Annotated in this window: 34 protein-coding genes and 1 pseudogene; 25 read left to right on the top strand and 10 right to left on the bottom strand. The window is 59.5% G+C overall.

Features of this window, described 5'->3' with window-relative positions; genetic code table 11:
• Position 1: 1 nt before the first annotated feature.
• Positions 2-1588, bottom strand: a complete 1587-nt coding sequence (locus JQ567_RS04410; protein ID WP_249165218.1) for a winged helix-turn-helix domain-containing tetratricopeptide repeat protein — start codon at positions 1586-1588, stop codon at positions 2-4.
• Positions 1589-1713: 125 nt separating this feature from the next.
• On the opposite strand from JQ567_RS04410, the pseudogene mddA reads away from it, so the two are divergent.
• From mddA to JQ567_RS04395, 3 genes and pseudogenes are all read left to right on the top strand, one after another.
• A pseudogene (gene mddA / locus JQ567_RS04405) lies at positions 1714-2482 on the top strand (methanethiol S-methyltransferase).
• A gap of 36 nt (positions 2483-2518) precedes the next feature.
• The gene (locus tag JQ567_RS04400; RefSeq protein ID WP_212437648.1) at positions 2519-2941 is read left to right on the top strand and encodes a GFA family protein; all 423 of its coding nucleotides are present in this window, start codon (positions 2519-2521) and stop codon (positions 2939-2941) included.
• 263 nt (positions 2942-3204) lie between these two features.
• The gene (locus JQ567_RS04395) at positions 3205-4467 is read left to right on the top strand and encodes a CaiB/BaiF CoA-transferase family protein (RefSeq protein WP_212437647.1); all 1263 of its coding nucleotides are present in this window, start codon (positions 3205-3207) and stop codon (positions 4465-4467) included.
• 116 nt (positions 4468-4583) lie between these two features.
• On the opposite strand, the gene JQ567_RS04390 is transcribed toward JQ567_RS04395, so the two are convergent.
• Entirely contained in the window at positions 4584-4769 is a 186-nt protein-coding gene (locus JQ567_RS04390) for a hypothetical protein (protein WP_212210050.1), read from the bottom strand.
• 25 nt (positions 4770-4794) lie between these two features.
• On the opposite strand from JQ567_RS04390, the gene JQ567_RS04385 reads away from it, so the two are divergent.
• Complete coding sequence (locus JQ567_RS04385) at positions 4795-4980, top strand: hypothetical protein (protein WP_212437646.1); 186 nt, start codon at positions 4795-4797, stop codon at positions 4978-4980.
• Positions 4981-5004: 24 nt separating this feature from the next.
• Here JQ567_RS04385 and JQ567_RS04380 read toward each other — a convergent pair whose 3' ends face one another.
• The 4 genes from JQ567_RS04380 to JQ567_RS04365 all read right to left on the bottom strand — a co-directional run bounded on the left by JQ567_RS04380 (position 5005) and on the right by JQ567_RS04365 (position 8105).
• Positions 5005-5325: a cupin domain-containing protein gene (locus JQ567_RS04380; protein WP_212437645.1), complete on the bottom strand. Its 321-nt coding sequence runs from the start codon at positions 5323-5325 to the stop codon at positions 5005-5007.
• A complete protein-coding gene (locus JQ567_RS04375; protein WP_312017341.1) occupies positions 5322-6029 on the bottom strand; it encodes a YqcI/YcgG family protein in 708 nt (235 codons plus the stop codon). Before JQ567_RS04375 ends, JQ567_RS04380 begins: the two co-directional genes overlap by 4 nt.
• A 73-nt stretch (positions 6030-6102) precedes the next feature.
• A complete protein-coding gene (locus JQ567_RS04370; protein ID WP_212437643.1) occupies positions 6103-7395 on the bottom strand; it encodes an MFS transporter in 1293 nt (430 codons plus the stop codon).
• Complete coding sequence (locus tag JQ567_RS04365) at positions 7395-8105, bottom strand: hypothetical protein (protein WP_212437642.1); 711 nt, start codon at positions 8103-8105, stop codon at positions 7395-7397. The genes JQ567_RS04370 and JQ567_RS04365 overlap by 1 nt, the downstream gene beginning before the upstream one ends.
• A 63-nt stretch (positions 8106-8168) precedes the next feature.
• On the opposite strand from JQ567_RS04365, the gene JQ567_RS04360 reads away from it, so the two are divergent.
• The 5 genes from JQ567_RS04360 (at position 8169) to JQ567_RS04345 (ending at position 12019) form a co-directional block, all read left to right on the top strand.
• Positions 8169-9188 carry a GlxA family transcriptional regulator gene (locus tag JQ567_RS04360; RefSeq protein WP_212437641.1) on the top strand — a complete coding sequence of 340 codons (1020 nt, stop codon included), beginning with the start codon at positions 8169-8171 and terminating at the stop codon, positions 9186-9188.
• A 248-nt stretch (positions 9189-9436) separates the two neighbouring features.
• Complete coding sequence (locus tag JQ567_RS38560; RefSeq protein WP_283816444.1) at positions 9437-9565, top strand: hypothetical protein; 129 nt, start codon at positions 9437-9439, stop codon at positions 9563-9565.
• 96 nt (positions 9566-9661) lie between these two features.
• On the top strand, positions 9662-10795 hold the full coding sequence (locus tag JQ567_RS04355; RefSeq protein WP_212437640.1) for an alpha-hydroxy acid oxidase: 1134 nt from the start codon (positions 9662-9664) through the stop codon (positions 10793-10795).
• Between the two features lie 230 nt (positions 10796-11025).
• On the top strand, positions 11026-11223 hold the full coding sequence (locus JQ567_RS04350; RefSeq protein ID WP_212437639.1) for a hypothetical protein: 198 nt from the start codon (positions 11026-11028) through the stop codon (positions 11221-11223).
• Positions 11224-11665: 442 nt separating this feature from the next.
• Positions 11666-12019 carry a phasin gene (locus JQ567_RS04345; protein WP_192738658.1) on the top strand — a complete coding sequence of 118 codons (354 nt, stop codon included), beginning with the start codon at positions 11666-11668 and terminating at the stop codon, positions 12017-12019.
• Positions 12020-12028: 9 nt separating this feature from the next.
• Here JQ567_RS04345 and JQ567_RS04340 read toward each other — a convergent pair whose 3' ends face one another.
• The 3 genes from JQ567_RS04340 to JQ567_RS04330 all read right to left on the bottom strand — a co-directional run bounded on the left by JQ567_RS04340 (position 12029) and on the right by JQ567_RS04330 (position 13544).
• Positions 12029-12286 carry a hypothetical protein gene (locus JQ567_RS04340; protein WP_212210059.1) on the bottom strand — a complete coding sequence of 86 codons (258 nt, stop codon included), beginning with the start codon at positions 12284-12286 and terminating at the stop codon, positions 12029-12031.
• A gap of 455 nt (positions 12287-12741) precedes the next feature.
• Positions 12742-12951: a hypothetical protein gene (locus tag JQ567_RS04335; protein WP_249165215.1), complete on the bottom strand. Its 210-nt coding sequence runs from the start codon at positions 12949-12951 to the stop codon at positions 12742-12744.
• A gap of 407 nt (positions 12952-13358) precedes the next feature.
• Entirely contained in the window at positions 13359-13544 is a 186-nt protein-coding gene (locus JQ567_RS04330; RefSeq protein WP_192738654.1) for a hypothetical protein, read from the bottom strand.
• Between the two features lie 848 nt (positions 13545-14392).
• Here JQ567_RS04330 and JQ567_RS04325 point away from each other — a divergent pair.
• The 10 genes from JQ567_RS04325 to JQ567_RS04280 all read left to right on the top strand — a co-directional run bounded on the left by JQ567_RS04325 (position 14393) and on the right by JQ567_RS04280 (position 20570).
• Positions 14393-14824 (top strand): hypothetical protein, encoded by a 432-nt coding sequence (locus JQ567_RS04325; RefSeq protein WP_212437637.1) that lies wholly within the window; start codon positions 14393-14395, stop codon positions 14822-14824.
• A 93-nt stretch (positions 14825-14917) separates the two neighbouring features.
• A complete protein-coding gene (locus tag JQ567_RS04320; protein ID WP_212437636.1) occupies positions 14918-15457 on the top strand; it encodes a hypothetical protein in 540 nt (179 codons plus the stop codon).
• 5 nt (positions 15458-15462) lie between these two features.
• Positions 15463-17010, top strand: coding sequence for a hypothetical protein (locus JQ567_RS04315; protein WP_212437635.1), 1548 nt, complete (start codon positions 15463-15465; stop codon positions 17008-17010).
• Between the two features lie 503 nt (positions 17011-17513).
• Positions 17514-17678, top strand: coding sequence for a hypothetical protein (locus JQ567_RS04310; RefSeq protein WP_212437634.1), 165 nt, complete (start codon positions 17514-17516; stop codon positions 17676-17678).
• Between the two features lie 8 nt (positions 17679-17686).
• The gene (locus JQ567_RS04305; RefSeq protein WP_249165214.1) at positions 17687-17932 is read left to right on the top strand and encodes a hypothetical protein; all 246 of its coding nucleotides are present in this window, start codon (positions 17687-17689) and stop codon (positions 17930-17932) included.
• Positions 17933-17936: 4 nt separating this feature from the next.
• Positions 17937-18416 carry a phage terminase large subunit gene (locus JQ567_RS39005; protein ID WP_249165213.1) on the top strand — a complete coding sequence of 160 codons (480 nt, stop codon included), beginning with the start codon at positions 17937-17939 and terminating at the stop codon, positions 18414-18416.
• A gap of 163 nt (positions 18417-18579) precedes the next feature.
• Positions 18580-18846 (top strand): hypothetical protein, encoded by a 267-nt coding sequence (locus JQ567_RS04295; protein ID WP_212437632.1) that lies wholly within the window; start codon positions 18580-18582, stop codon positions 18844-18846.
• 8 nt (positions 18847-18854) lie between these two features.
• Positions 18855-19358, top strand: coding sequence for a hypothetical protein (locus JQ567_RS04290; RefSeq protein ID WP_212437631.1), 504 nt, complete (start codon positions 18855-18857; stop codon positions 19356-19358).
• Positions 19330-19530 carry a hypothetical protein gene (locus JQ567_RS04285; protein ID WP_212437630.1) on the top strand — a complete coding sequence of 67 codons (201 nt, stop codon included), beginning with the start codon at positions 19330-19332 and terminating at the stop codon, positions 19528-19530. Before JQ567_RS04290 ends, JQ567_RS04285 begins: the two co-directional genes overlap by 29 nt.
• 41 nt (positions 19531-19571) lie before the next feature.
• On the top strand, positions 19572-20570 hold the full coding sequence (locus JQ567_RS04280; RefSeq protein WP_212437629.1) for a phage tail protein: 999 nt from the start codon (positions 19572-19574) through the stop codon (positions 20568-20570).
• Here the strand turns inward: JQ567_RS04280 and JQ567_RS04275 are convergent.
• Complete coding sequence (locus JQ567_RS04275; protein WP_212437628.1) at positions 20567-21430, bottom strand: class I SAM-dependent methyltransferase; 864 nt, start codon at positions 21428-21430, stop codon at positions 20567-20569. The two genes, JQ567_RS04280 and JQ567_RS04275, sit on opposite strands and share 4 nt — an antisense overlap.
• 58 nt (positions 21431-21488) lie before the next feature.
• Here JQ567_RS04275 and JQ567_RS04270 point away from each other — a divergent pair, with 58 nt between their 5' ends.
• The 6 genes from JQ567_RS04270 (at position 21489) to JQ567_RS04250 (ending at position 24000) form a co-directional block, all read left to right on the top strand.
• A complete protein-coding gene (locus tag JQ567_RS04270; protein ID WP_249165212.1) occupies positions 21489-22205 on the top strand; it encodes a hypothetical protein in 717 nt (238 codons plus the stop codon).
• A 2-nt stretch (positions 22206-22207) separates the two neighbouring features.
• The gene (locus tag JQ567_RS04265) at positions 22208-22366 is read left to right on the top strand and encodes a hypothetical protein (protein WP_212437627.1); all 159 of its coding nucleotides are present in this window, start codon (positions 22208-22210) and stop codon (positions 22364-22366) included.
• Positions 22366-22500 (top strand): hypothetical protein, encoded by a 135-nt coding sequence (locus tag JQ567_RS38555; RefSeq protein WP_283816443.1) that lies wholly within the window; start codon positions 22366-22368, stop codon positions 22498-22500. The genes JQ567_RS04265 and JQ567_RS38555 overlap by 1 nt, the downstream gene beginning before the upstream one ends.
• A 248-nt stretch (positions 22501-22748) precedes the next feature.
• Positions 22749-23132, top strand: a complete 384-nt coding sequence (locus JQ567_RS04260; RefSeq protein WP_212437676.1) for a hypothetical protein — start codon at positions 22749-22751, stop codon at positions 23130-23132.
• Positions 23129-23431 carry a hypothetical protein gene (locus JQ567_RS04255; protein WP_212437626.1) on the top strand — a complete coding sequence of 101 codons (303 nt, stop codon included), beginning with the start codon at positions 23129-23131 and terminating at the stop codon, positions 23429-23431. Before JQ567_RS04260 ends, JQ567_RS04255 begins: the two co-directional genes overlap by 4 nt.
• 140 nt (positions 23432-23571) lie before the next feature.
• Complete coding sequence (locus JQ567_RS04250) at positions 23572-24000, top strand: GNAT family N-acetyltransferase (protein ID WP_212437675.1); 429 nt, start codon at positions 23572-23574, stop codon at positions 23998-24000.
• The last annotated feature ends 22 nt before the right edge of the window (positions 24001-24022 follow it).

The raw sequence follows: 24022 nt of genomic DNA, 5'->3' as shown, positions 1-24022 counted from the left end.
GTTATTCCAGCCCTGCGCGGCGGAAACCTTCCAAATAATGCTCCCGATCCGCGTCGAGCTTCCAGGGCAGCTGCGTCGCAACCCAGGCCAGCGATATGTTGGGCTGGGTCCGCCGCAGCTCCTCGAGCGCGGCTTTGGCGACGTCGATCTTCCCGGCCATGCCGGCGGCCACCGTCAGCACCCGGTAGGCGCCGCTGAGATCGCCGCGCTGGCGGGTCGCTTCGCGGGCGAGCGAGATCGCTTCACAATAGTTCCTGCCGACGAACTGGGCATAGGCGGCGACGCCGTAATAGATCGCGGACGAAGGATCCCGCGGGCTCTGGCGGATGGCGCGTTGCGCGGCCGCATAGGAGTCCTGCCATCGCCCGCTGTAGGACAGCGCCAGCGCGTAGTATCCTTGCGCCAGCGAGAAGTTCGGGTTGAGCTGTAACGCCAGCTCGAATTCCGCCAGGGCGTGGTCGAGGCGACGTGTGGAGAAATAGACGCTGGCGAGCGCGGTATGCGCCCACGCATCCTCGCTGTCGGCAGCAATGGCTGCAAGCGCCGCGCGCTCGGCGATGGGTGCTACGGCCGTAATGTCCGCCCAGCCCAGATGCACGCCGAACATGCGGTTGGTGGCGATCAGGGCCAGCGCCTGGCCGTAATTCGGATCGATCGCAATCGCCTGTTCCAGGAGCGTCTGAGCGGCGGCGCTGTCCGCCCGCGTCACGCGCCAATGATGCGACAGTGCTCGCATAACAAGGTCCCACGCGTCCACGCTGTTCGGTGGTTTGCGCCGGCTGCGGAAGTTTTCGGCGGCATAGATCTGCGGCTCGATCGCCGCGACGATGGCATCGGTGATCTCGTCCTGCACGGCGAATACGTCGACGAGATCGCGGTCGTAATGCTCTGCCCAGACGTGGCTGCCGGTCGCAGTGTCGTTGAGTTGCGCGGTGATGCGCACGCGATCGCCGCCCTTGCGAACGCTGCCTTCGAGGACGTAGCGCACCCCCAGTTCGGCGGCGACCTGCTTCAGATGCACCGCCTTGCCCTTGTAGGAAAACGACGAGTTGCGGGCGATGACGAAGAACCAGCGCAATTTCGACAGCGCGGTGATGATGTCTTCGCTGATCCCGTCAGAGAAGTACTCCTGTTCCTGGTCGCCGCTCATGTTGTCGAACGGCAACACGGCAATCGCCGGTCGATCCGGTAACGGCAAAGGCCGGGGGACCGGTTCGGCAGCTGCTTCGGCTGGCTCGGGGGTCGGGTGAACGCCATTCACATGCTCGTTCACGGCTCCAACGAAACGAAGACCCTTTCGCGGAATTGTCCGGATCAGCCGTTGCTCCTTGCCGCAGTCGCCGATGGCGTTTCGGGCGGCGTTGATGCGGCTGTCGAGCGTTGAGTCCGACACGGTCCGACCGCCCCAAACCAGCGCGATGAGATCGTTCCGACTGACGACGTGATCGCGATGCTTCAACAGATGAACCAGCAAGTCGAATACTTGCGGCTGCATCGCAACCAGTTCGCCGTCGCGGCGCAACTCGCGAAGATTGGTGTCCAGAGCGTACTTGTCGAAGGCAAATTTCACGTGCGTTGTCGCATCCATTCTCAACAAACAATCAAGTCCATCTCATGGAGAGATCAAGCGTCAGGCAAAGTCTTGTCGGCGCGTTTCAGTCATTCTGCAAAAACCGAAGTCGCGATCCCATTACTCTCCACGGAGTTAATTTCATGTCCGAAGCCCGAGCCATTGGCTCAGTCATACCGACAAATCGAATGCTCAGATTCACTGCATTTCTGTTCGGCGCTGTGGCCTATTTCACATTTCTCTTCACGATTTTGTATGCGATCGGGTTCGTATCGGACCTGGTCGTGCCGAAGGCCATCGATACCGGCGTGAATTCGCCCGTTTTTGAAGCAATCGCCGTCAATCTCGCGTTGATGTCGCTGTTTGCCATTCAACACGGCGTGATGGCGCGTAAGGGCTTTAGACAATGGTGGACGCAGTTTATTCCGAGACCGTTCGAGCGCAGCACCTGTGTGCTGTTTGCCAGCCTGACGTTGCTTCTGCTGTTCTGGCAATGGCGGCCGATTCCGACCGTCGTCTGGCATATCGAAGAGCCCGAAATGGCCGCAACGATCGCCATATTGTCATTTGTCGGCTGGGTGGTGGTGTTTACCAGCCTGATCAATCATTTCGAATTATTCGGACTGCATCAGGTCACCAGCCACCTGACCGGTCGGCAGATGCCGCCACCGACCTTCAGGACGACGCTGCTCTACAATTTCGCGCGGCATCCGATCTATCTCGGCTTCATCATCGCGTTCTGGTCGGCCCCCACCATGAGCGTCGGACATCTGTTGTTCGCGGCGGTGACCACGGCCTACATCCTCATCGGGATATTGCTCGATGAGCGACCTCGTCGACATGCTTGACGACGACTATCTTCATTACAAGCCGCGGCTATCGATGCTGTTCCCGTGGCGCAAGTTGATCTGATTCGATCCTTCAATTGTCTGTAAGGAGACGGAGGCTATGAAGCATACGGGAAATTGTTTCTGTGGTGCGGTCGAAGTGCAGGTGACGGGTTCGCCGGAGGGCATGGGGTACTGCCATTGCAGCTCGTGCCGGTCGTGGTCCGGCGGGCCGGTGAACGCCTTTACGCTGTGGAAGCCGGAAGCGGTGGAGATCACATCGGGCAAGCAACACGTCGCGACATTCGAAAAGACACCGATGAGCCAACGCAAGTACTGCGCGAAGTGCGGCGGGCATCTGATGACGAACCATCCTACGCTAGGGCTCGTCGACGTCTTCGCCGCGACGCTCCCGACGCTCCGCTTCACGCCGGGCGTGCACGTCAATTACGCCGAGACCGTGCTGCCGATGCGTGATGGCCTGCCCAAGCTGAAGGACTTTCCCGCCGAGTTGGGTGGTTCCGGTCAAGCCGTTCCCGAATGAGGGAATGAGCTTTCCATAACGGGAACGACGTGGCGAACCGGGCTCGCCGTGCAATCGCCTTGTGAAGCGTCGCCGCTCGATCCCCGGTAGACCCGGATCGGGCGGCGTTCGCGCTTGGGAGAGAGCTATGTGAGAGACAGGTCCCGCCCTGCAAATTCGGGGTTTGGCGTTGGCTGCAGGCTTCCGGTAAAAGGCCTTGAACCACCTTTCGTGGCGGCGGCTGTCTGTTCCGCCAGGCAAAATAACACGAGGAAATGCCCGACATGACTGCCAGACCGCGATTGCCGGAGCGCACGCCGCGCGCCAAGGGCGAACCGACCGCCCTCGATGGTCTGCTGGTCGTCGATTTCACCCGTGTTGTTGCAGGGCCCGCCTGTACGCAAACGCTGGCCGACTTTGGCGCCGAGGTGATCAAGATCGAAAATCCGGATGGCGGCGACGATACGCGTCATTATGAACATGCGGAAATCGGCGGGGAGAGTGCGGCCTTCCTCAGTCTCAACCGCAACAAGCGCGGTATTGCGCTGGATTTCACCAACCCGGCGGCGCTGGAGGTCGCGCGCGAACTGATCGCGAAAGCGGACGTCGTGGTGGAAAATTTCTCTGGCGGCGTGATGAAGAAATTCGGCCTCGACTATGCGTCGGTCGTTCCAACCAATCCGCGACTGGTCTATTGCTCGATCTCGGCCTATGGCCGCAAGGGAGAGCTCGCCTTGCGCCCCGGGTTCGACCCGATCACACAGGCCGAAAGCGGCTTCATGTCGCTGAACGGCTTTCCGGATGCTCAGCCGGTACGAACCGGCCCGCCGATCGTGGACATGGCGACGGGAATGTCGGCGTGCAACGCGATTTTGCTGGCTCTGATCGCGCGCGACCGGCTCGGCCGTGGCCAGCAGGTTGAGGTGGCGTTGATCGACACCGCGGTAGCGATGACCGGCTTTTATGGTATGGCCTACCTGATCAGCGGCGAGAACCCTGGTCGTTTTGGTAATTCACCTAACGGCTCACCGACGGTCGGCGTGTATCAGGCCGCCGACGGGCCGCTCTATATGGCCTGTGCCAACGACCGGCTGTACCGCCGCCTTGTGACGGAAGTGCTGGAACGCCCCGACCTCGTGACCGACCCTGAGTTCGCCCATCGGAAAAACCGAACGGCCAACAAGGAAAAGCTGCGCGCCATCATTGCCGGCGTTTTTGCCAGCGACCGGCTCGAGAACTGGATGGCGAAGATGAAAAAGGCGAACATACCGGTCGGCTATCTGCGCACCGTCGAGGAGGGCTTCAACGCGCCGGAAGTGCGCGACCGCGATCGCCTCAGTCACATCCCGCATCCGACCGCAGGTTCGGTGCCCAACATCGAAACGCCGCTCAATATGAGCCTCACGCCCACGATCGATCCCGTCGCTGCGCCGCTGCTCGGCGAGCACACCAAGGAAGTGCTGCGCAAGACGCTTGGATACGATGACCGCCGTATCGCTGATTTGGCCGAGGCGGGGGCTTTCGGAAAGACTGGTAATACCGGCTGATCGGCTGTCTTTCCAATCGTGTCACCGGCGCGGGGGCTGATCCATTCGGACCGGTCCCGGCACCGCACATTTCCCGTCGACCCCCTCGACGCACCGAATCGGGCCGTTTCGGCCGTTCAGTTCGGCTTGCTGCGCAGGTTGTTTTTTGGCATAGTTGCAACCTGTTCGGGCTCCGCGCGATCGATTTCCAGGCGAGCCATGCGAAGTATCAGGGTCGCCGTCGTCAGGCCGAGCCGTTCGGCTTCTTGCGCAGCAGTATCTACTTTCTGGGCCAAGCCCTCACGTTTACCTGGATATGCCATTCCTGTTCCTCTTCTAAGGTGCGAGATGAAAAATCCCACTTATGTTGCAGAGCTGCAGAAGAAACTCGGAGCTCCATCGAGCGAAACGATCGAAAGCCTGCGACTGTTGAAGGCTTTCGTGAAACTTCCGTCCGGTCAGCGTTCCGAAATCATCGAGCTGGTCGAACGGGCGGCGACGGACCCTTTGTCTAACGATCCCTCATTGTCTTGACCCCCATTGCACGCGCGCCTTGCTTCAATTGTTCGCTTGATGGGCGGGTGGACGGGTTGCGATCGCGTAGACCGCGCCGCCCTCCAGCGCTTCGGATTGGTGGAGTGTGCCGGCGGGAAGGTGAATGGTATCGCCGGCGCCGACGATGCGCTCGCCGCCATCCCACGTGAAATTCAGCCGGCCGCTAATTATCACAAGGATTTCATCTACCGGATGGGTGTGAAAGCGATGCACCTTGCCCGCGGCGTCATGCTGCAATTCGATGCTGCCTTGCTCGGGGAGCAGGTTCAGGATGACGGGATCGATAGCGAACTCGGTTTTCTGACTTGCAATGATTTGGGTCATGCCGCTTGCTCCTTGTCTTCGATTTGAGATGGTTTGCTCTGCGCGAGCTTGGCGAAGGGACAGCCTCCTCCGGATTCGTTATCGTCATGCAGGAAGTATTGCTGGTACTCGCGCCCGTCGGCCGCACCGTAACGGCCGAGATGCGGTGAGGGGCTCGCATTGTCGTAGGGAATGAGCCGCTTGCGTACTTCGGCGAATGCGGCGTTGGTGGCCTTTTCGCTACCGAGGATCTTCTCGAACACCCATCGTGGCTGGAAGGTGAGCATGAAGGCGCTCGACCGGCGGCTTTGCCGCATCACGTGTGCCGGCGTCGTGCACACCACGAAAATTGGCTCTCCGGCGAATGAGAACTCCCACATTGGATGATCGATCTGTTCGGGGATCTCTGCCGGCCATGGACTCTTGTCGAGCCGCGCCAACTGGTCGAGCGTCAGCCACATCTTGCGGTAATAGGCGTCAAGCGTCTGCACCGGGCGAGGCCGGGTGAATACGATCAACGAAGTGTTGGGACCGTAGGATCTGGACTCGGAGACGTATTGTGCGAGTTGGACGCCTAGAATCTCGACATCGTAGGGATCGAGGAACAGATAGCGCAACTGGTCCTGCCGATGGCCGGTCACGCCGAAAACACAGGGAAAAGGTCTCGCTTCGCTGCTCATCTGGGCTTCGAATTCGGAGAACATGACGGTTTGCCAACTGCTCACCGCATACTTCGAAGCGACTTCCTCTCTTCTCAAAAACAAACGCTCCATAACGGCCCCTCTACGTTCAATACGTCTAGCGAACTATCAATTTGGTCCTCATCAATAACGGTCCGGCAACACCCGGCAGCGACATGAGCAGTAGAATTCCGATAAGCATGCTGTAACCGGCGTCGCCGATCGCGGCAGCGCCTTGCATGCCGCCGCTGGCGGCAAGCGGACTGGCGGCAATCATGGCGAACCCGATGACGGGCTGTGCCGCGCCGGCGAAAATTCCCGCGGCCGTCGTGTTCACGGACGCGCCGACGCCGATAAGGTCGGAGGTGTATAGTTTCTTGGTGCATTTCAGCACCAGGGGCACCGTCCCGCCGGCGACAAGTCCGAGCGCCGTAAACACGATGGTAACGTAGATCAGGCCGAACGCCTGTGCGATCGGCGGCAGCAGCATTGCAATCAGCACCATCCGCAGCACGCAGATGAGGATCAGCGCGGTGTCGAGCGCGGCTGCTGCGCGGTCAGCCATGTGACCGAGAAAGATCGAGCCGACCGCGTTACCGATCATGAAGGCGAGCAGGGGAGTGGCGGCCGCCGTCGGCGAGATATTGAAGAAATGCGCCACCATCGGAATGCCCCAGACGCCCGACAGTGTGGTCACGACGGCGAAGTGGGAGGCAAAAGTCATGGCGCAGCCCCAGTTGGCGAGCTGGGTCAGAGATTGTCCGGCGGCCACAACGACGCTCTTCAACGTCTTGTTGCTGCGCGACACCGGATCAGGCTTCAGCACGACCTTGGCGAAGGCAAGGTTGGCCAATCCAACGGCGGCGATGAACAGAAAACACGCGCGCCAGCCGAAGCCGGTTACCGCGGCCGCGAGTGGTGTCGTCGCGATGACCCCGCCGACGTAGCCGGATACTTGCGAGATGCCTGACATGACGCCGAACCGCTCGTCGCTGAAGCTCTGCGCCACGAGCTTCAACAGCGCCGTGAATACCAGCGCGTCGCCGCAAGCGATGACGAGGCGCGCCGCAAATACGTCGAGCATGTTCGGCGCCAGCGCAAACGCAGCACTCCCGAGCGAGGATGCCACCATACTGAACAGCACCACGCGCTTGACGCCGTAACGGTCGACCAGAAGACCCGCCGGAATCTGCATCAGCGTGTAGCCCCAGAAGTAGCTGGAGGCGAGCATCGCGACGCCGGCGGCGTCGGTGCTGAAGTCGTGCATGAGATTCAGGCTGACCGTTTGCGGCGACACGCGCTGCAGGAACGCAATGGCGTAGGCGATGGCCACCGCTGCCCAGGCCAAATAGGCGCGATCGGTGAACCGCGAGACCGGTGCGATCATGGCCTGTTGTCCGGGCATCGACATCATACCCTCGCGTATCCGACCGAGAACAGGGCATCGGCCGTATCGGGAATCACACGGGACATCGCGGCGTCGACCAGCGACGCCGCGCCATGATAGTCCTGCCGGTGGTGCTTAATGTGGCCGTAGGCGCCCCGCATGATCATGCCGGGTAGTTCCAGCAGTTTGCCGGGGTACAGCGAGGAGCACATCTCAATGCAGGCCGCTTGCAATGCGGGATCCTGCGTGTCCCCAAGCAGCGAGGGGGCAACCTTCTCGCAGATCTTGGCATTGGCGGCCCATACGATGGGATTTCGCGTCCGCCATCCATAGAGCACGCTGTCACCCTTCTCGGCCGCACCAGAGCATCTCAGGACTTCCGAGGTGAAGAACCCGTAGAGCCCGCGGCCCTGATGGGCGGGGAGCACCTCGGTTCCGCTGCGATAAATTGCAAGTCCGCTGGAGATTCTCAGCACGCGATAGACTGAAAACGCGGCCAGTCCGGAGCTGCTAAAAACCAGAATGAGGCTGAACTTGCTGTCGAACGGGGAGGCGTCCGCCGTCCAATGCGGCTCGCTGGCTTTCCAGTTGACGGCGATGATGCCGTTCATCGCGTCCATCAGCGATTGGCGGTCGGGGGCTGCGACGCTTGATGCATCCGGAAAGCTGTAGACCGCGTAGTCTGTCCAGGGCGATTTGATCGCCTGATACCGGCTGCCCAGATTTCGCGTCATCGCCGAACTCCAGTTACGCATCCCGAGCTATACAGGCGAGCCTCGAATGGCTTAAAGGACAATATGCCCTCGAAATCTGCCAAACCCCGACGTTCCGGACCGGGTGAAGCGCCGTCGACGCGGCGAATCGCGATCGTCGCCTTTCCGGGCGTGACCCTGCTGGATATCTCCGGTCCGGCCCAAGTATTCGCGGAACTGGCGGCGATCGAGTTGCCTGGTCCGGGCTATTCCCTGTCCTATCTCTCGGCCTCGGGCGGGCTGGTGCCGACCGACGTCGGGATGATGGTCGATACCGCCGCGATCGAGAGCCTCCGGCCGCATCAGGTCGATACGCTGGTGATCCCGGGCGGGCCGGGAATTTGGGATATCCGCGAAGACACCCGGCTGATGCAATGGATTTCGCAGACCCTGCCCAAGGCGCGTCGGGTGGCATCGGTGTGTCTCGGGGCCTTCGCGCTGGCCTGGACCGGCGCGCTGGACGGAAAGCGCGCCGCGACCCATTGGCGCTATTGCCCGAGACTGCAGGACAGCTTCCCCAGTATCCGCGTCGAGCCGAACGCGATCTTCGTCAAGGACGGCAGGGTCTGGTCATCGGCTGGTGTCAGTGCCGGGATCGACCTGGCGCTCGCCATGATCGAGGAGGATTTCGGCCACACCACCGCGCTCGACGTTGCGCGAAGGCTGGTGGTGTTTCTCAAGCGGCCCGGCGGCCAGAGCCAATTCTCTACCGTGCTCGCGGCGCAAGCCTCCGACGTCGAAGGGCGGTTCAGCGCGTTGCACGCCTGGATCATCGAGAATATCGCAAGCGATCTCAGGGTCGAAACACTCGCCGCGAAGGCCGGGATGACGCCTCGGACTTTTGCTCGCACCTATGCCAGCCGCACCGGAATGACGCCGGCGAGCGGTGTCGAAGCGCTGCGGGTGGAAACCGCACGTCTGTTGCTGGAAAGCAGGCAGGTCGGCGGCGTGATCGAAGTCGCCAAACGCGCTGGGTTCGGCGATGACGAACGCATGCGGCGCGCGTTCCTGCGCCACCTCGGCGTATCTCCCACCGAATACAGGAGCCGTTTTTCGGGCGGCTGAGCCGCGCGACCGGGCCTGCGGCCACGAAGTTCCCCTGCGCTGGTCCCGAAAATGCGCCAACCTCTGACGTTTTTGGCCACAATCCACATCGACCTTGAGGACATGAAAACGCTGGCCGTCATTTCGATTCTCGCGCTGCTCACGGTTTCCGGGGCGGCCTATACCGACCAGCTTTTCACGGGCGATCAGCGGACGACGCAAGGGGCGGATTGAACGCGCCTCACAAGCACCTTTTGGGGACGACGAGCATGCTTTCAATCGATCAATTCCTGCGACTCATCAGCGTACCGGCCGTGGTGGCGGCATTCCTGATTGCCTCCCAGGTCTCGGGCGCAGGAGTTTTCCATTCCAAGCTGATGTATCTCGCCAGCGAATAGCAGCCCTCCATTCCAGCGCCGGATTAACCCGTTCAAAGCGGTAGCTTTTCCCATTTGTCTGCGGCTAATGTGCCGCCAAAACGGGAGAGAAACAGCATGAATGATGGGACCCCCATCCGGCCGGCGAGGAATGTCGAACTCGGCGCCAGCGGCGAAGAATTCCAGAATCTCCACGAATTCGTGCGCAAGGCGCGGGCCCGGCTGAACCAGAACGCCTGGGACTATATCGTCGGGGCCTCGGAAACCGAGACGACCATGCGCCGCAATCGCATGGCCCTCGACGAGATCGCATTCCGGCCGCGGGTCCTGCGTAATGTCGCCCGGGTCGACGCGTCGACCGAATTGTTCGGGCGTAAGTTGCGCCTGCCGGTGATGATCGCGCCCGTCGGTGCGCTGGAGATTTTCGATCCCGATTCAGGTGCTGCGGTTGCGCGAGGAGCCGGCCAGTTCGGCGCTGTCCATATGCTCAGTTCGGTCTCCGAGCCAGGGCTTGAGGCTACGGCAAAAGCAGCGCCCGATGCGCTGCGCATCTTTCAGCTTTACGTTCGCGGCGACGATGCCTTTGTCGAAGATACCGTCAGCCGCACGATCGAAAACGGCTATGCCGCGTTTTGCCTGACGGTCGACACCGCCCATTACAGCCGGCGCGAACGTGATATCGCCAAGCGCTATGTCCGCGAAAGCCGCATCCGCGCTACCGGCGGCGACTTCCAGAAGGGGCTGGAATGGCGGACCGTGAAGCTAATCAAGGACAAGTATAAAATCCCGCTGGTGCTCAAGGGCATCGCGACCGCGGAAGATGCGGCCATTGCGCTCGATCATGGGGTGGACTGGATCTATGTGTCGAACCACGGCGGACGCCAACTCGACCACGGCCGCGGCTCGATGCATGTGCTGCCCGAAATCGTAGACGCCGTTGCCGGCCGCGCCAAGATCATGGTCGACGGCTCGTTCTGCCGCGGCACCGACATTGTGAAGGCGATCGCCTCGGGTGCCGATCTCGTCGGCATCGGCCGGCTGCAATGCTGGGCGCTCGCCGCCGCGGGCGAGGCCGGCATCACCCGGATGCTGGAATTGCTGGAGGATGAAGTGATCCGGTGCCTCGGGTTGCTCGGCGTCACCAGTCTTGCGGAGCTTAACAAATCCTATCTACAAGCGGCGATGCCGACCAACCTGCCGAGCGTGTTCAGTGCATTCCCGCTGCTGGATATTGAACCTTACCGGTACTGAGCGCGGTGCTGCGGGCCGATCTGGGTGGATGGCGCCTGACGACGTTGCTGCGTAGACAGCGGGGCTGTTTTTTCGCGACGGCTCTGCTCAAGGTTTGCGCGGCGCACAGGGAAGGTCTTGAACGCCATTCTCAGGGAGGTGGGCGCCGATTGTCGCATTAGCCGGTGCGCGCAAGAAGCTGCCGCGATGCAGACAAAATCTGATCGAAATCTACCAATAGTCGAGAAGGGATGGTGGACAATCCTTTCGCTGAACTCGGCCTCGAAAAGGCTATTGGCCTTCGTTGGACGCTGCGGGACATTCAGGCCCGCCGGCTGAAAATGTCGCCTGTCAGTGACGAAGATCTGCACGTTCTGACCGAACTCGGTCTGATTGAGATACGAGACGAGGGGCCGGTGCTGACGGAGGCAGGGGCTGCCGTGCTGTGACCCGATTAGCGGGCCTTCAAAAAGCTCTCGCCCGAGTCGCATGGGGTGCATCGATAGGTCAGCACATCGTAACTTTGATCGCGTGGCTCGATCGTGGCCAGCCTCATTTGCGCGCCGCATTTGATGCAGGGCATTTCTATGCTGGTTTGAAAGCGCGTGCAGGTTGGCGTTGGCCGGAATGTTTGCAGCATTTGATCCCCATGTTCCCGAGAGCGACGCAACGCCACAAACCGTCGAACTCGAGCCCCCGAATCACTATGCCACACTGTTGACATGATTGGAATCGGGTGCGCCAGCCCGCATCGCTACGGGCCGGAGTAGGAAACAATTCCTTCACTGAGGCGCCTGCATGACATCCCAGGAAGTGCGGCGCCGGCCAATACGGCGCAGACGCGGCCCTGAACTATGCTAACCTCCCAGAGACGACATTGGAGAGGCGATCATGATTGAACCGAAACTCGAAGTTCCGGCCGAGCTGCGCGATCTGGCCGAAAAAACCATCGATCAGGCAGAAAAGGCGTTCGGCATGTTCTTCGATGCCGCCGGCAAGTCGATGACGTCGATGCCGGGGCCAGGGACGGAGATTTCGAAGCAGGCGCTATCGTTCACCGAGCAGAACATGAAGGCAGCATTCGAGCACGCCCGAAAGCTGGTTCATGCGACCGACCTCCAGGAAGCGATGCGGATTCAGTCCGAATTCCTGCGAAGCCAGTTCACCAATGCCGGCGAGCATATGAGACAGATCAGCGGTGGTGTCATGTCGGCCGCCAAGGACGCGACCAAAGGCAAGTTCTGAAGGCAGCCGCTACCGCCGGCGCGCTATTGCGACTCCGAACAGGAACGCAACGAACAGGCTCGCGAGGGGCGCTTCCCGGGTAATTGCGCTGACGGTGGATAGCGGCTTGCCGGGTTGCCGTGCCGTTGCGATCGCCTCGGCTAGACGATCGACCGCGGCCTGAAGCGCTGCAGACACATCCGTGATCGTGCGCGATACATCGGTCGCGGTGTCGATCGCGCGTTCGGCCATGTTGGGCTGCAACGGTGGAGGTGTCTCGATGCTCACTGTCGACACTCACTTTAAACTTTGAAATCTGTTCAGCATGCTGGAAATGCGCGAGTTGGCGATTTGTTCCGCCACGGTTCCGCGACAGGGCGGTCTGAAGGCGGAACAATCGTCAGCCCCGGGATTTGATTCCAACACAGCAATCAAACCCGGGTTTCTAAAATGACGAACGATCATGCGAAGGAAAGCCATGCGACACGCCGCGGCGGAGCACCTCTGGCGGTCGCGATTGCAGTCGCGTGTGTTGGCGGGTTCAGCATGTTGATCGCTGATTACGGCCCAAGGAATAAGCCCAAGGTGCAAACGGCCGCGGAGGCTCATCACAGCACCACAGGCGACGCCGCCCGGGCGGCCGGCGCGAAGGTGATGCCGACCGAACCGAAACCGCAACTAGAACCTGATGCGCCGGGGCCGAAGCCCGTGCAGCCGGCAAACCCCGTGCGGTCCGGGGATAACTAGTCGGCAGGTTGGTCCTCGCTGTGCGAAACCCTGAGGGCAGCGTCAATTCTCATGTGAACACGACGCTCGGCCATGTGAATCAGCCGCGTCCTGGTCTTGCCGGCCACGGTCTGTTCGCCGATCTGAAATCGCCATTGCCAGACATCCGGTTCGCTGGTGGCCGTGACGCTGTATTCCACGCCCTTGTAAATCACGATCTGCCCCACGCTGGGTCAATATCGTGAGGGACAATTCTTTGCCGCTGCAATCAATCCGGGAGATTACGGAAAATGGCCTGTGATCTGCATGCTTCCTATGCAGATCACAGGATGGTCGCGTCCGCTCAGTCCGCACCCAACAACCAGGCGCCCGTCTGCGCCATCAATTTTCGTTTGTTGGTAAGCCCAACCGTCCAATTGGCGTGAAACACGAATGGCTCGATCCTGCCTTCCAGGGGCGCCGCGGCCGGTTCACTCAAGAGGTTCCGATAGCCGATCCCGTTGACGAATAGTCCTTCGGGCGGCGTGTAAGTAGCCGCGAGGGTTGATGCGGCGATCCTGATTTCGCGTTTGACACGTCGGGCAAATCAGGGGCAGGTCATCATCATCGCGAAATCAGGCTCGTGACCGGCGCGTCAGCGTACGCTGACGAACGCGCCCCATACGGCAGCAAGCCCCGCTCCCACCAGGACGAGAAGCGGGTTGGCACAAAACGAACTGCCGTACTGGCACATCGTGACGCCGAGCGAGCCGATCTCGTTATGGCTTGCCGCATAGAACAAGCCCGACAGGATCGCGAGCACGGTAGCTACGAAATACATCAGCGGCCTCCTTGCGATCTGATTGAGCGTTGGCTGGTGCCCTGCGCCCAATGTTTCCATTTGAATGTCGATGCACCGAACCAATTTTTTGCGCTTGACGCGTCGGGCAAATCAGCGGCACAGCTTCATCATCGCCGATATCGTAAAGCTCGCGCTGGTAAATCGGCCGCGGGCTTTTTCATTTGCAGCGATGCTATCCGCGGGAAAGTTTCAAATTATCGAACCTGTTGCATCGCATTTTCGGTAATTTGTTGACGGTCCGAAAAACATTTGACACGTCGGGCAAATCACCGGCAGATCTACATCATCGCGAAAATCGTGCAGAGCCCGGGCGGAGAAATCCGCCGCGGGCTTTTTCTATTGAAATTTTCCAATCGGACGGCGGCCGCTTGTCACGACGCCACAACTCCCAACGCCCGTCGCCTGACGCGTCGCGGGCGCGCCGTCGTCCGAACCTTCGAGATCATCACTAGCCGGCACGCGCGAACGTGCCGGCGTGCGGCGTGGTGCAGAAGCCACGGTCGCAAGCGGCCCCTGCAGCAGGGATACCGTTCGCGCCCGAAATGATCGCACCGCAGCGATCATGCCGCACATTTTTTCCCGGAGAGAGCCGATGACCGCGTATCTGACATCGCTCGCGCTGATCGGCCTGATTGCAATCGCGGTATGGGAGGATCCATCATAGGCGATGGTGCGAAAAAATTTCCGTCACGAAGATACTGTTCAGGCAAATACGCTGGTCGAGTGGTGACATCGCGTTCAAGCGAAATTGACTAAGTTCATGTTTTGTTCTATTCAAGCGGATTAGTTGCCAACGAGATATTCGACGAGCGGGCAGGGAAGAATTGATGTTTCGAAATGCAGGCAGGCTGATTGCCTTGCTGGCTCCTGTTGGAACGGCGCTGGCTTGTTTTCTTTTGTCGAGCGATACCGCATGGGCTGCTGACTATAGCGTCGACTATGGCGTCGATACCGTCAACGCGGGCAAGGATGCCGGTACAGTTGCGTGCCAGCTGAAACAAACTTGCAAAGCAAAGATCGAATCGTTGGAGTTGAACGTCAGCTTTTCCCTCTCTTGGAAGTCAGGGGAGGCTATTGTAAAGTTGGAGAACGACGATCTCACTTGCTGTTACTTCTCCGGCGGAGGTCGCTCTGTAATCGTTAACGCACATACAAAACTGTCTCGATTGCCGTTCTTTAAAGGGACGGCCCCACGAGGTGGTCTATTCATTCAGAACGAGCCTGCAGGCATTCTCTACCTCAGATTTGATCTTCAATAGGATCGCTTAGATCGATCGGGATAGCCAAAATGTCGACGATCGAGAGAACCTTTATCGCTACTAAATTCTCGGATCACTCTGATGAGGGGACTTATGTCAAAATCCATTCACGCTGAACCGATACGCAGCCTTCTGAAAAAGTTCATGGCGACAGCCTTCGTGGTTTGCTTGTTTGGGGTATTGTCGCTTGGTACAGGCATTTGTCAGGCTCCTAGCTACGCCGAAGAGCCGGGCCCGTGGGTGCCTTACACAAGTGGACGATACTTCGGTCAACTTCAGAAGATTGTTGATATCTATCGGTTCTCCGACCGCAAGATCGACTATCTCCATTTCGAACTATCAGACGCCGGTGTCGGGCCGGTCGATCTGTTTCGTATTCCCGTGAGACGAAGCGCAGATTGCAGCTTAAGTGACTGCTATTTTTTCGTGCTTGTTGCTTCCGACTACAGCGGGGCGCCGCTTGTAACCCCGTGTCAGTTCAAGGAGGCCGGTCTCACCCATCTGTTTAATCCCGATGGTTCGAGATTTTATGGATTCGAATTCTTTTGCGAGCGCAGTGTGCTTCAGGTGAAGGTGACCCCGAACCACTTCATGGCGAACCTCATCGAACGACCCGTTGAAACTGGAAAGTAAACGAAATGGCCGAACTTGCGTATCGATTTACCGGGGTGAATACCGGACAACTTGCAAACGAGGTGCGGCTGTTACGCGAAAAGTCCAGTACATTCCGCGCAATGGAAGAAGCGGCTGTGGCGGCGGGCTACAAGACGATCGAAATCAGGATGGGCGCCAATGTTCTTCAAACAAGCATTGCTGATTCAATAAGGACAGATCCATCCGCGCGAACAATCCGGATAAATTCCGATACCACGGGAAGTTGGGGTGTTGGCGGTCGACAGGTGACGGTTGGCGAAGTGATCGCGCATGAACTCGCGCATGCCGTTGTTCCCAATGAATTTCGCGAACCCGGGCGCTACGACTTCAGCGAGAGGGGCAAGGAAGGAATGTGGGTGCGACGCCAGGCCGGTCAAGTAGCCCTTGATCTCGGGCTACCCGGCGCAAACAATGCGGATCATCTGATAACGAAAATTCCGGTCAACGAGACTCAGGGTTGCACGAGGGAAAAGCCTCGTGGCGATGGAGCGCGTGATGGCGTCCTCTTTCTGGACGGTTCAAGAGGGTACAATGGAGTCGGATCGACTGTGCCGCCCGGTTCGGGTTTGCGGGACACGATTGATTCGCGTCGACTTGCGCACGATGAAACCGATCACGAAGTAGAACGCGCCGATTCAGGCGGTCCAATCCCGTTCCCGCGGTTAAGTCGGATTGCTCCGCTGGCGAGAGGAGGAGCTGCTACGGCGTTAGAAAGCCGTTTCGGAAATTGGGACTTCTCTCCGGTAGGCGTCGCACCGAGCGATAGCGGCAACAGCGTTGAGAGCCGGGGCTTTTCTCCCGAAGGCGTCGTCGCTCCGAATCCGACACAGCAGGCACCGCCCCCGCACGTCAGCGGGCTCACAGAAATCTCGGGCAGCACCAGGGCGATGCAATATCTGAGCCGGAGGGATGGCAACACACCGGCAGCGTCCGTATTCGATACCGGCGTACCGGCCGCGCAGTTCGTTCTTCCCGATCAACTGAACTCATCCGGCCGCTCCACCGATTGGGCCGCCGCTCTGGCCGGCCTAGGTCCGCTGAATCCGATGCAAGCGGCGCCGCTGCCGCAAGCGGGAGGAACGCCCGGAATCTCCAGCAGCAGGCCGGTCCGATATTTGAGCCGGACGATTGCCGACCAACCGCAAGCATCCGTATTTGACACAAGCGCGCCGACAGTGCCGTTCGTTCCGTTCAATGAGGTTTTTTCTCCCGCGCGCGGAGATGCCTTCGCTAGCGGAAGTGACGCCTCTTTGCCTGCAGGCGGTGCCGGCGGCTCGTCTATGCCAGGCCCCCAGGGATCGAGCGCTTCCACTCTTTTGGAATACATTCGACATCTGAACCAGCTGGACGCCACCAAACCGCAACCTTCCACGGTGGACCCGGACGCATCGCTCGCTCCCTCGGACAGTTCAATTCCGATGGGCGGTCTTGCGGGCCGGATCGCGGCACTTACGGGCTTCGATCCCGACAATCCGGATGCGCCGCCGCCCGGCGGGCTGTTCAAGCTTTTGCTCGCCGCCCAGCAGCGATAGTCTCGAAGACCAAAATTCCATCGGCTCGCGCTTTGTTGCCAGGCGAGGCTTGTCGCATCGGCGCTCCCTGATCTTGACGGCCTGAAAAAGAATTTGACACGTCGGGCAAATCACCGGCACATCTACATCATCACGAAAATCATGCAGAGCCCGGGCGGAGAAATCCGCCGCGGGCTTTTTTGTTGAAATTTTCTGAATCGGACGGCGGCCGCTTGTCACGACGCCCCAACTCCCAACGCCCGTCGCCTGAGGCGTCGCGGGCGCGCCGTCGTCCGAACCTTTGAGATCATCATTAGCAGGCACGCGCGAACGTGCCGGCGTGCGGCGTGGCCAAGGTCACGGCCGCAAGCGGCCCCTGCATCAGGGATACGGTTCGCGCCCGAAATGATCGCACCCCAGCGATCATGCCGCGCATTTATTTCCAGAGAGAGGCCGATGACCGCATATCTGATATCGCTCGCGCTGATCGGCCTGATTGCAATCGCGGTATGGGAGGATCCCTCATGAGTGCCGAAATCATCCAGTTCATCCCGCGCCCCGGGCATGATCATGAACAGACCGATTTTCCGACGATCGCGTTCCGCTCCGCGGTGCACGAGCCTGCGGCGGACCCGACCGACTTTACGCCGTGCGAATACGTCGCGGCGGATCATGACGAGACGCGGTGAGGAAACCCTTGGCAGACATCCGCTCACTGGCACGGAGCCAGACCAAGACGGCCATCAACGTCCTCGTCAAAATCATGCATAGCAAGGATGCGACGCCTGCGGCGCGCGTCTCGGCGGCCAACGCCATCCTCGATCGCGGCTGGGGCAAGGCCGCGCAACCATCGGAGCGCGGCAATGAAGTCCCGGGCGAGTCTCCCCAACGCATCGAACGGCTCATCGTCAACCCTGAAAATCCCGACAGCGAAAGTATTTGAGCCGTTGCTTCGGCCCAGCAGGTACCGCGCAGCATTCGGCGGCAGGGGATCCGGAAAATCGCATTTTTTCGGCGAGCTTCTGGTCGAGACATGTCAGGCCGAACGCGGCACGCTCGCGGTTTGCATTCGCGAGGCGCAACGGACATTGGCGCAGTCGAGCAAGCGGTTGATCGAAAGCAAGATCGCCGCGCTCGGCGTCGGCAGCGGTTTCAAGCTGTACAGCGACAAGATCGAGACGCCCGGAGACGGGATTATTATCTTCCGGGGGATGCAGTATGACGCCGGAAAATATCGCCTGATGATGAAGACCAGGGATGCGGCTGCCGCAAGGCCGCTGCCGCCGGTGCAGCGCCCCGGCATGGCGCGCACGCCAGCGGAACGCGAGCATGCTGATCTGCGAACGCTCAATGCACGGCTGTCGAGTTCGGGCGACATCAAGGACGCGGTCGCGCTGTACCACGCGCGGAAGGCAGGCAAACGATAGATGCGTGACGATCGACCGGCCAAATGGCCGCCCGATTGCAAGCCCGCCGCTCGTGCCGCTGATTTCAGATTGACCGACTGCGCAGATGCTATTGCGATGATTCGGAGCAGCCGTGGTTCTTCCAGTGATCACGTGTTGAGCAAGCCTAACGGAGGAGTAGCCCATGACGCATGACGACCGGGACTTCATTGAACGCGTGGAATCCGTCAACGAAAAACTCAATGGAAAGCCGATGGCGATCGATGGAATGGCTGAAAAGTTTGCTCTCTACGGCGTGAAGAAGCGGGCCGCGGCGCTCGAAGGCTTCGATGCCGAACTGCGGGGCGAGATCGGGTCGGGTTCGCACAATTTGCGCCGGCATGCGCAATTGACAGCGCTGCGCAAGAAGATGGGCGGCGTCCATGAAGCGTTGCGCAAGGCCCGGCGCTGAGTCGCCCGATGCGCGCGACGACAAACCCGGTGCTTGCTGCGCTGGCTCTGGCGCGGATGCGTGCCGCACCGATGTTCACAAAATGGTGCGAGCTCAACGGGCTCTCGGCCTGTCCGGCGGCTCCGGCGAATGTCGCAAAATTTGTTTCCGACTGTGCCGCGCTTGGCATCGAACGGCTGTGGCCCGCGGTGCTGGAGATCTCGAAGTTGCACAGTTCGGTCGGGCTTGCCGATCCAACGCTGGGTGGCGTAGCCGCCGCAGCAATCAGCGACCTCGCTGGCATCGAGCCGCCGCGGTCCTGGCCGGAAGATCGCAAGCACCGCTTCAAGTCGCTGCCTTATGATTTGCAGGTCTACGTCGCAGCCCACGAATTGCAGCGCGAGAAAGCATTGCGGCGTGCACAGAACGAGGCCGCTATTGCCAAGCAAAAATTGACTGCATGCCAGCAGCCGGAGGTTCGGACAGATGAGGAAAGCAAAGCCGATGAGAACGTTGCCCGCCCTACCCCTTGAAGAACGTATCGAGCAGATCCGGGCCGAAATCGAGGCCGTCATCGACGCGCGGGTGAAGCTGGTCGCCAGCGAAAGCCTCGGCGTTCCGCCTGGCGTCATCCGCAACTTACTGACGGCACGCGCGCCGGCGTGTCCCTGCACGCAATACCTGGAATTGAGCGCGAAGAGATAGCCCGGCAAGGCGCCGGAAGAGACGAAAAAGGGAATTCAGGAATGACACTCTATAAATGGTCGCAAATCGCGGCCAATAACGCAACGGCAGACAGCTTGGTCAACTGGCAGGAGGGCCAAGCACCGTCCAGCGTGAACGATTCCGCGCGTCAGATGATGGCAGCGGTAGCGAAATATCGCGACGACGTGTCAGGGGCCATTGTTACGAGCGGAACGTCGACGGCCTATACGGTCTCGAGTTTCGAGACGTTTGACACGCTCGCTCATCTGGGTGGTCAGACCATTGCATTCACGCCGCATGTCACGAACGGCGCGACGGTGACGCTCAGCGTGGACTCGTTAGGTGCGAGGCCGCTGCGGTCTTTCGTTGGCGTCGATTTGCTGGCGGGAGTCTTGATTCAGGGCACGCCTTATACCGCGCTCTACAATAACTCGGATGCGGTCTGGTATCTGCAAAACTTCTACGGCAATCCGTATAATATCCCGCTTGGCGCCGGCATGGACTATTGGGGCACTACAGCGCCGAACAGCGCATTTGTATTTCCCTATGGGCAGGCTATCTCGCGAACAACATACTCGACGCTGTTTAATCTGATCGGCATCACCTACGGCCCCGGCGACAACAGCACGACATTCAACTTGCCAGACTTGCGCGGGCGCGTGACGGCGAAAAAGGACGATATGGGCGGCTCGTCAGCTAACCGTCTGACCGATGCGAACGATGGTCTTGATGGCGACGTACTGGGGGACACTGGCGGCGGCGAGACGCAAGTTCTGGTGACGGCGAACCTGCCTGCCTATACGCCGGCCGGCGGTCTGACTGTGGTTTCCACAGTCGGACAGGTCATGCAGACGAACTCTATCGTAGAAGCCATCATAGGGACTGGCGGCGGCGCGGCGGCAGGTGCGGTCGGCATTACTGGTGTCAGCACGATTACGTCTACCGGCACTCTGGCAGGAACGGCACAGGGCGGCACCAGCACTGCGTTTGGCGTCGTTCAGCCAACCATCATGTGCAATTACATCATGCGCATCATCTAGTACGAATGGCGTCGGGCCAGCCTACGCCAGGTCCGAGTGGCCCTGCTAATAAAGTCCATCGGAGTATCTGGGGTCTTGGACGTATAAAGTCCGCTCAGTTTCTGAGATTTGGACAGTTCTCGCCAAGGATGCTTTTCAAGCAAAGCGATGCCTAGCCGACGCATCACCACTAGTTTGCGGTCGTAATTCAGTGCGTCGTCAGCAAGGCGGGCTGTCTGGAAAAACTCCCTGCAACATTCGAGAAGTTCGCGCTTGGAGAGATATTTAAGTCCGGTGTTGCAATACGTCACATTGTAGTCGGCGACTTCGCTGGCGGTCTTTAGATGATACTGATGTTCGTTTCGGATTCCGAGAAGAGACCAGAAGTAAAAATACCACCACGACTGGAAAAGCGAGCCGAACGGCACGTACATATGCGGCTCAATGAAAATCGACTTTGGCGGATATACGTGAAAGGTAAATCCGTCCGTCTTCACCACTCTCGAAATCTCCTTCATCGTCTGGCGCATGTCCATGACGTGTTCAAGGACTGAGGTCGAGTAAACGACATCGAAGGTTTCATCGGGGAACGGGATATGGAATGTCTCAGCGTCTACAACGGCGTTAGACGTGTCCGATTCCGGGTTGTTGACGAAGCCAAAGAAGCGACGGTCGTCCGGATGCCTGTACTTCACGCGGTCATGAATGTCGAAGCCATAAGCGTCGATGCCACGGTCTCTGAGTTCATAAACGAGGCCACCTTCACCGCATCCGAAGTCCAGAAACTTGGTCTGCTGGTTGCACCATCGCCCTAGCAGGGCGAATACGACAAGCGTGTGGTCGGCAAGACTATAGGTGTTCTGATCGTGGATCTTCCGCATTCACCCCGTCCCGGAATTGGATGGGTCTTCTAGCACCACAATCCCAAAGTGAGCAAGCATGGTCGATCTAGTAGCGCTCAAGGCAGCGAACGCGAAACGCTGGGCAAATGCCAGGTTAACGCGAGCAGGCGCATTTTCCACGGTTGCGAAGCGTTTGAGTACTCCAAATGCCAAGGCTCGCTACCAGGCCGTGGCCGCAAAAACCGGCGTTCCGTGGCCTTTTATCGCCGTCGCTCACGAGCGCGAATGCTCGCAGGACTGGAGCGGCAGCCTCGCGCAGGGCGATCCCTGGAACAGGGTCTCGGTTCATGTTCCGGCGGGGCGAGGGCCGTTTAGGAGTTGGGAGGATGCGGCCATTGACGCCCTCGTCAATTGCGCCCCTCGCGCGGCCAGAAACAAGGATTGGTCGATCGGCGGAACGTTGACGATGCTGGAGCAATATAATGGCCTCGGCTATGCGGCGCGCGGGAGGCCGTCTCCGTATATCTGGAGTGGTACCGATCAGTACGTTTCAGGAAAATATGTCCGGGACGGCGTCTATGGTCCGAGCGCGGTGGATCGTCAGTTGGGTTGCGCCGGCATATTGATGGCGATGATGGCGCTTGATCCGACGATTACCTTTCCGGGTACGACGATCCCGCCCGCCAAATCAATAGAGAAGCAAGAGCCTGTGTCGATCGAGCGATCCGCGGGGCCGTCGATCGCGCATCCGTCCCAAGGCTCGATCGGCGTGTTCATTGCCAACATCTTCGCTTCAGTTTTCAAAAGGAAATAGCCATGTGGATATTCTTCGACGTCCTCCTGCTCATCTCCGGTTACGTCGCCTCGATCTATTCGTGGCCGAAGATAAAGGTCTGGATCAATGGAGTGAGCACCGAGGCCGCCAGCCTTCGCCAGAAGGCAGCCCGGCTCGAAGCGAAGCTCCGGAGTCTGTGATGCTGACGAAGCTGCGCGTTGATGGGTTTATCGTTGCCGCTGCTTGCGCGCCTGTCGTTGGCCTGGTCTTGGCGATCTGTTCGAAAGAGCCGGGCTGGCTGTTTCTATGTTTTGCGCTCACCCTGTTTTTGTGAGGAAGAATGCTGGCGAGGATCAAGGCGTTCTGCCTCAACTCCCTGACGATCGCCTGGAGCTATTTCCTGGCTTTCCTTGGATTGATGCTCCAGCTCGTTGACGCAGCGGGCGATATCCTGGGTGATCCGGCTATCAAGGATCAGGTGTCAGCTGCTGTCGGCGATCCGACATGGGCTGGCAGGGTGCTGCTGGCTATTTCGATCGTAACCTTGGCCGCGCGCCTGCGGTCTCTAAGGAAGCAATCCTGATGTGGATGACTATTATCAGTTTTTTGGGCGGTCCGGTGATCAAAGGCTTGATCGATGCCTACAATGCGCACCTGAAGGCGCAATCGGCTGACGCCGCGACGGCGGCCAATTTGGCCGGGAAAGAGATCGCCGCTCAGGTCTCCGAAACCAACGCCATCATGCAGTATCGCATTGCCGAAATCGGGCACTGGTACGAGCCCGATAAGCTCATGGGATACTGTGTCGCTGCATACTTCTGCAAATTGTTGGTCTGGGATAAGGTCATGGGACTTGGCACGACCGATCCCCTCGCAGGGTTTGCAGCGGTCACATCGAACCTCGTCGTATCGTTCTATTTCGCCAAGCGTGGTTTCGAAAACATCGCCCGGATCATCAAGCGATGAGCGGCCTGGAAGGTTCCGATGTCAGGGCCATCGTGGTCGAAACGCTAGCCGAACAGCAGCGGCTGCATCGCGACGATATCGACGCCGTGGTTCTAAAATCCGTCGCGACCGTTCTGACCTCATTCGGCATCGACGAGGAGGATCGAAAGGAACTACGGGCGGATTTTCAACATCTGCGTCGCTGGCGCAGAAGTGTCGAACAGGCGCAGAGTTATACATTCAAAGCAGTGATTACCGTGATCGTCACCGGATTTGTCGGTGCGGTCTGGCTCGGCATCAAGGCGACGCTTGGCAAGTGATCGCGGAGATGCGCCATGACCGGAACATCTCGGGCGTTTGTTGCGCAGCCACGGTCATCGATGTGGCGTCCAGATTCATTGCCGACGGTTTGCTGAATGCAATCGGTCGACAACTCAAATTTCAGCATCAGGTGGCGCCAATGTATCGGATTCGTGAGGTTGACGGGCACGACGATGAGATAGCTGATACGCTCCTGGAACTTCATCGGCTGACATTCTTGGATTGTGCCCCTATACCAAAGTTCGACCATGGGCATTGGTGGCTCGCTCGTTGCGAGACGGAGCCAGTCGCCTTTGCGGGAGTGGTCCCTTCAACCCACGTTTCCAATGCCGGCTATTTCTGCCGGGTTGGCGTGCTGAGGAAGCATTGGGGGCGCCGGCTCCAACTGCGTTTGATGCGCGCCGTGGAGGGACGTGCGCGGCTCAACGGATGGTGCTCGGTCATTTCCGACACGACTGACAATCCGTCGTCAGCCAATAATTTCATTCGCGCCGGCTACCGGCTGTTTCAGCCGCCAGTCCCGTGGGCTTGGCCAAATACGCTTTATTGGCGCAAGCTCATTGGATAGCCAGCGTCCAGCATTCTTTCGA

This window comes from Bradyrhizobium sp. AUGA SZCCT0431, assembly GCF_018131065.1.
Taxonomy (GTDB): Bacteria; Pseudomonadota; Alphaproteobacteria; order Rhizobiales; family Xanthobacteraceae; genus Bradyrhizobium.
Note: the sequence above shows the minus strand (reverse complement) of the source record. Positions and strands in the feature narration are given on the sequence as shown.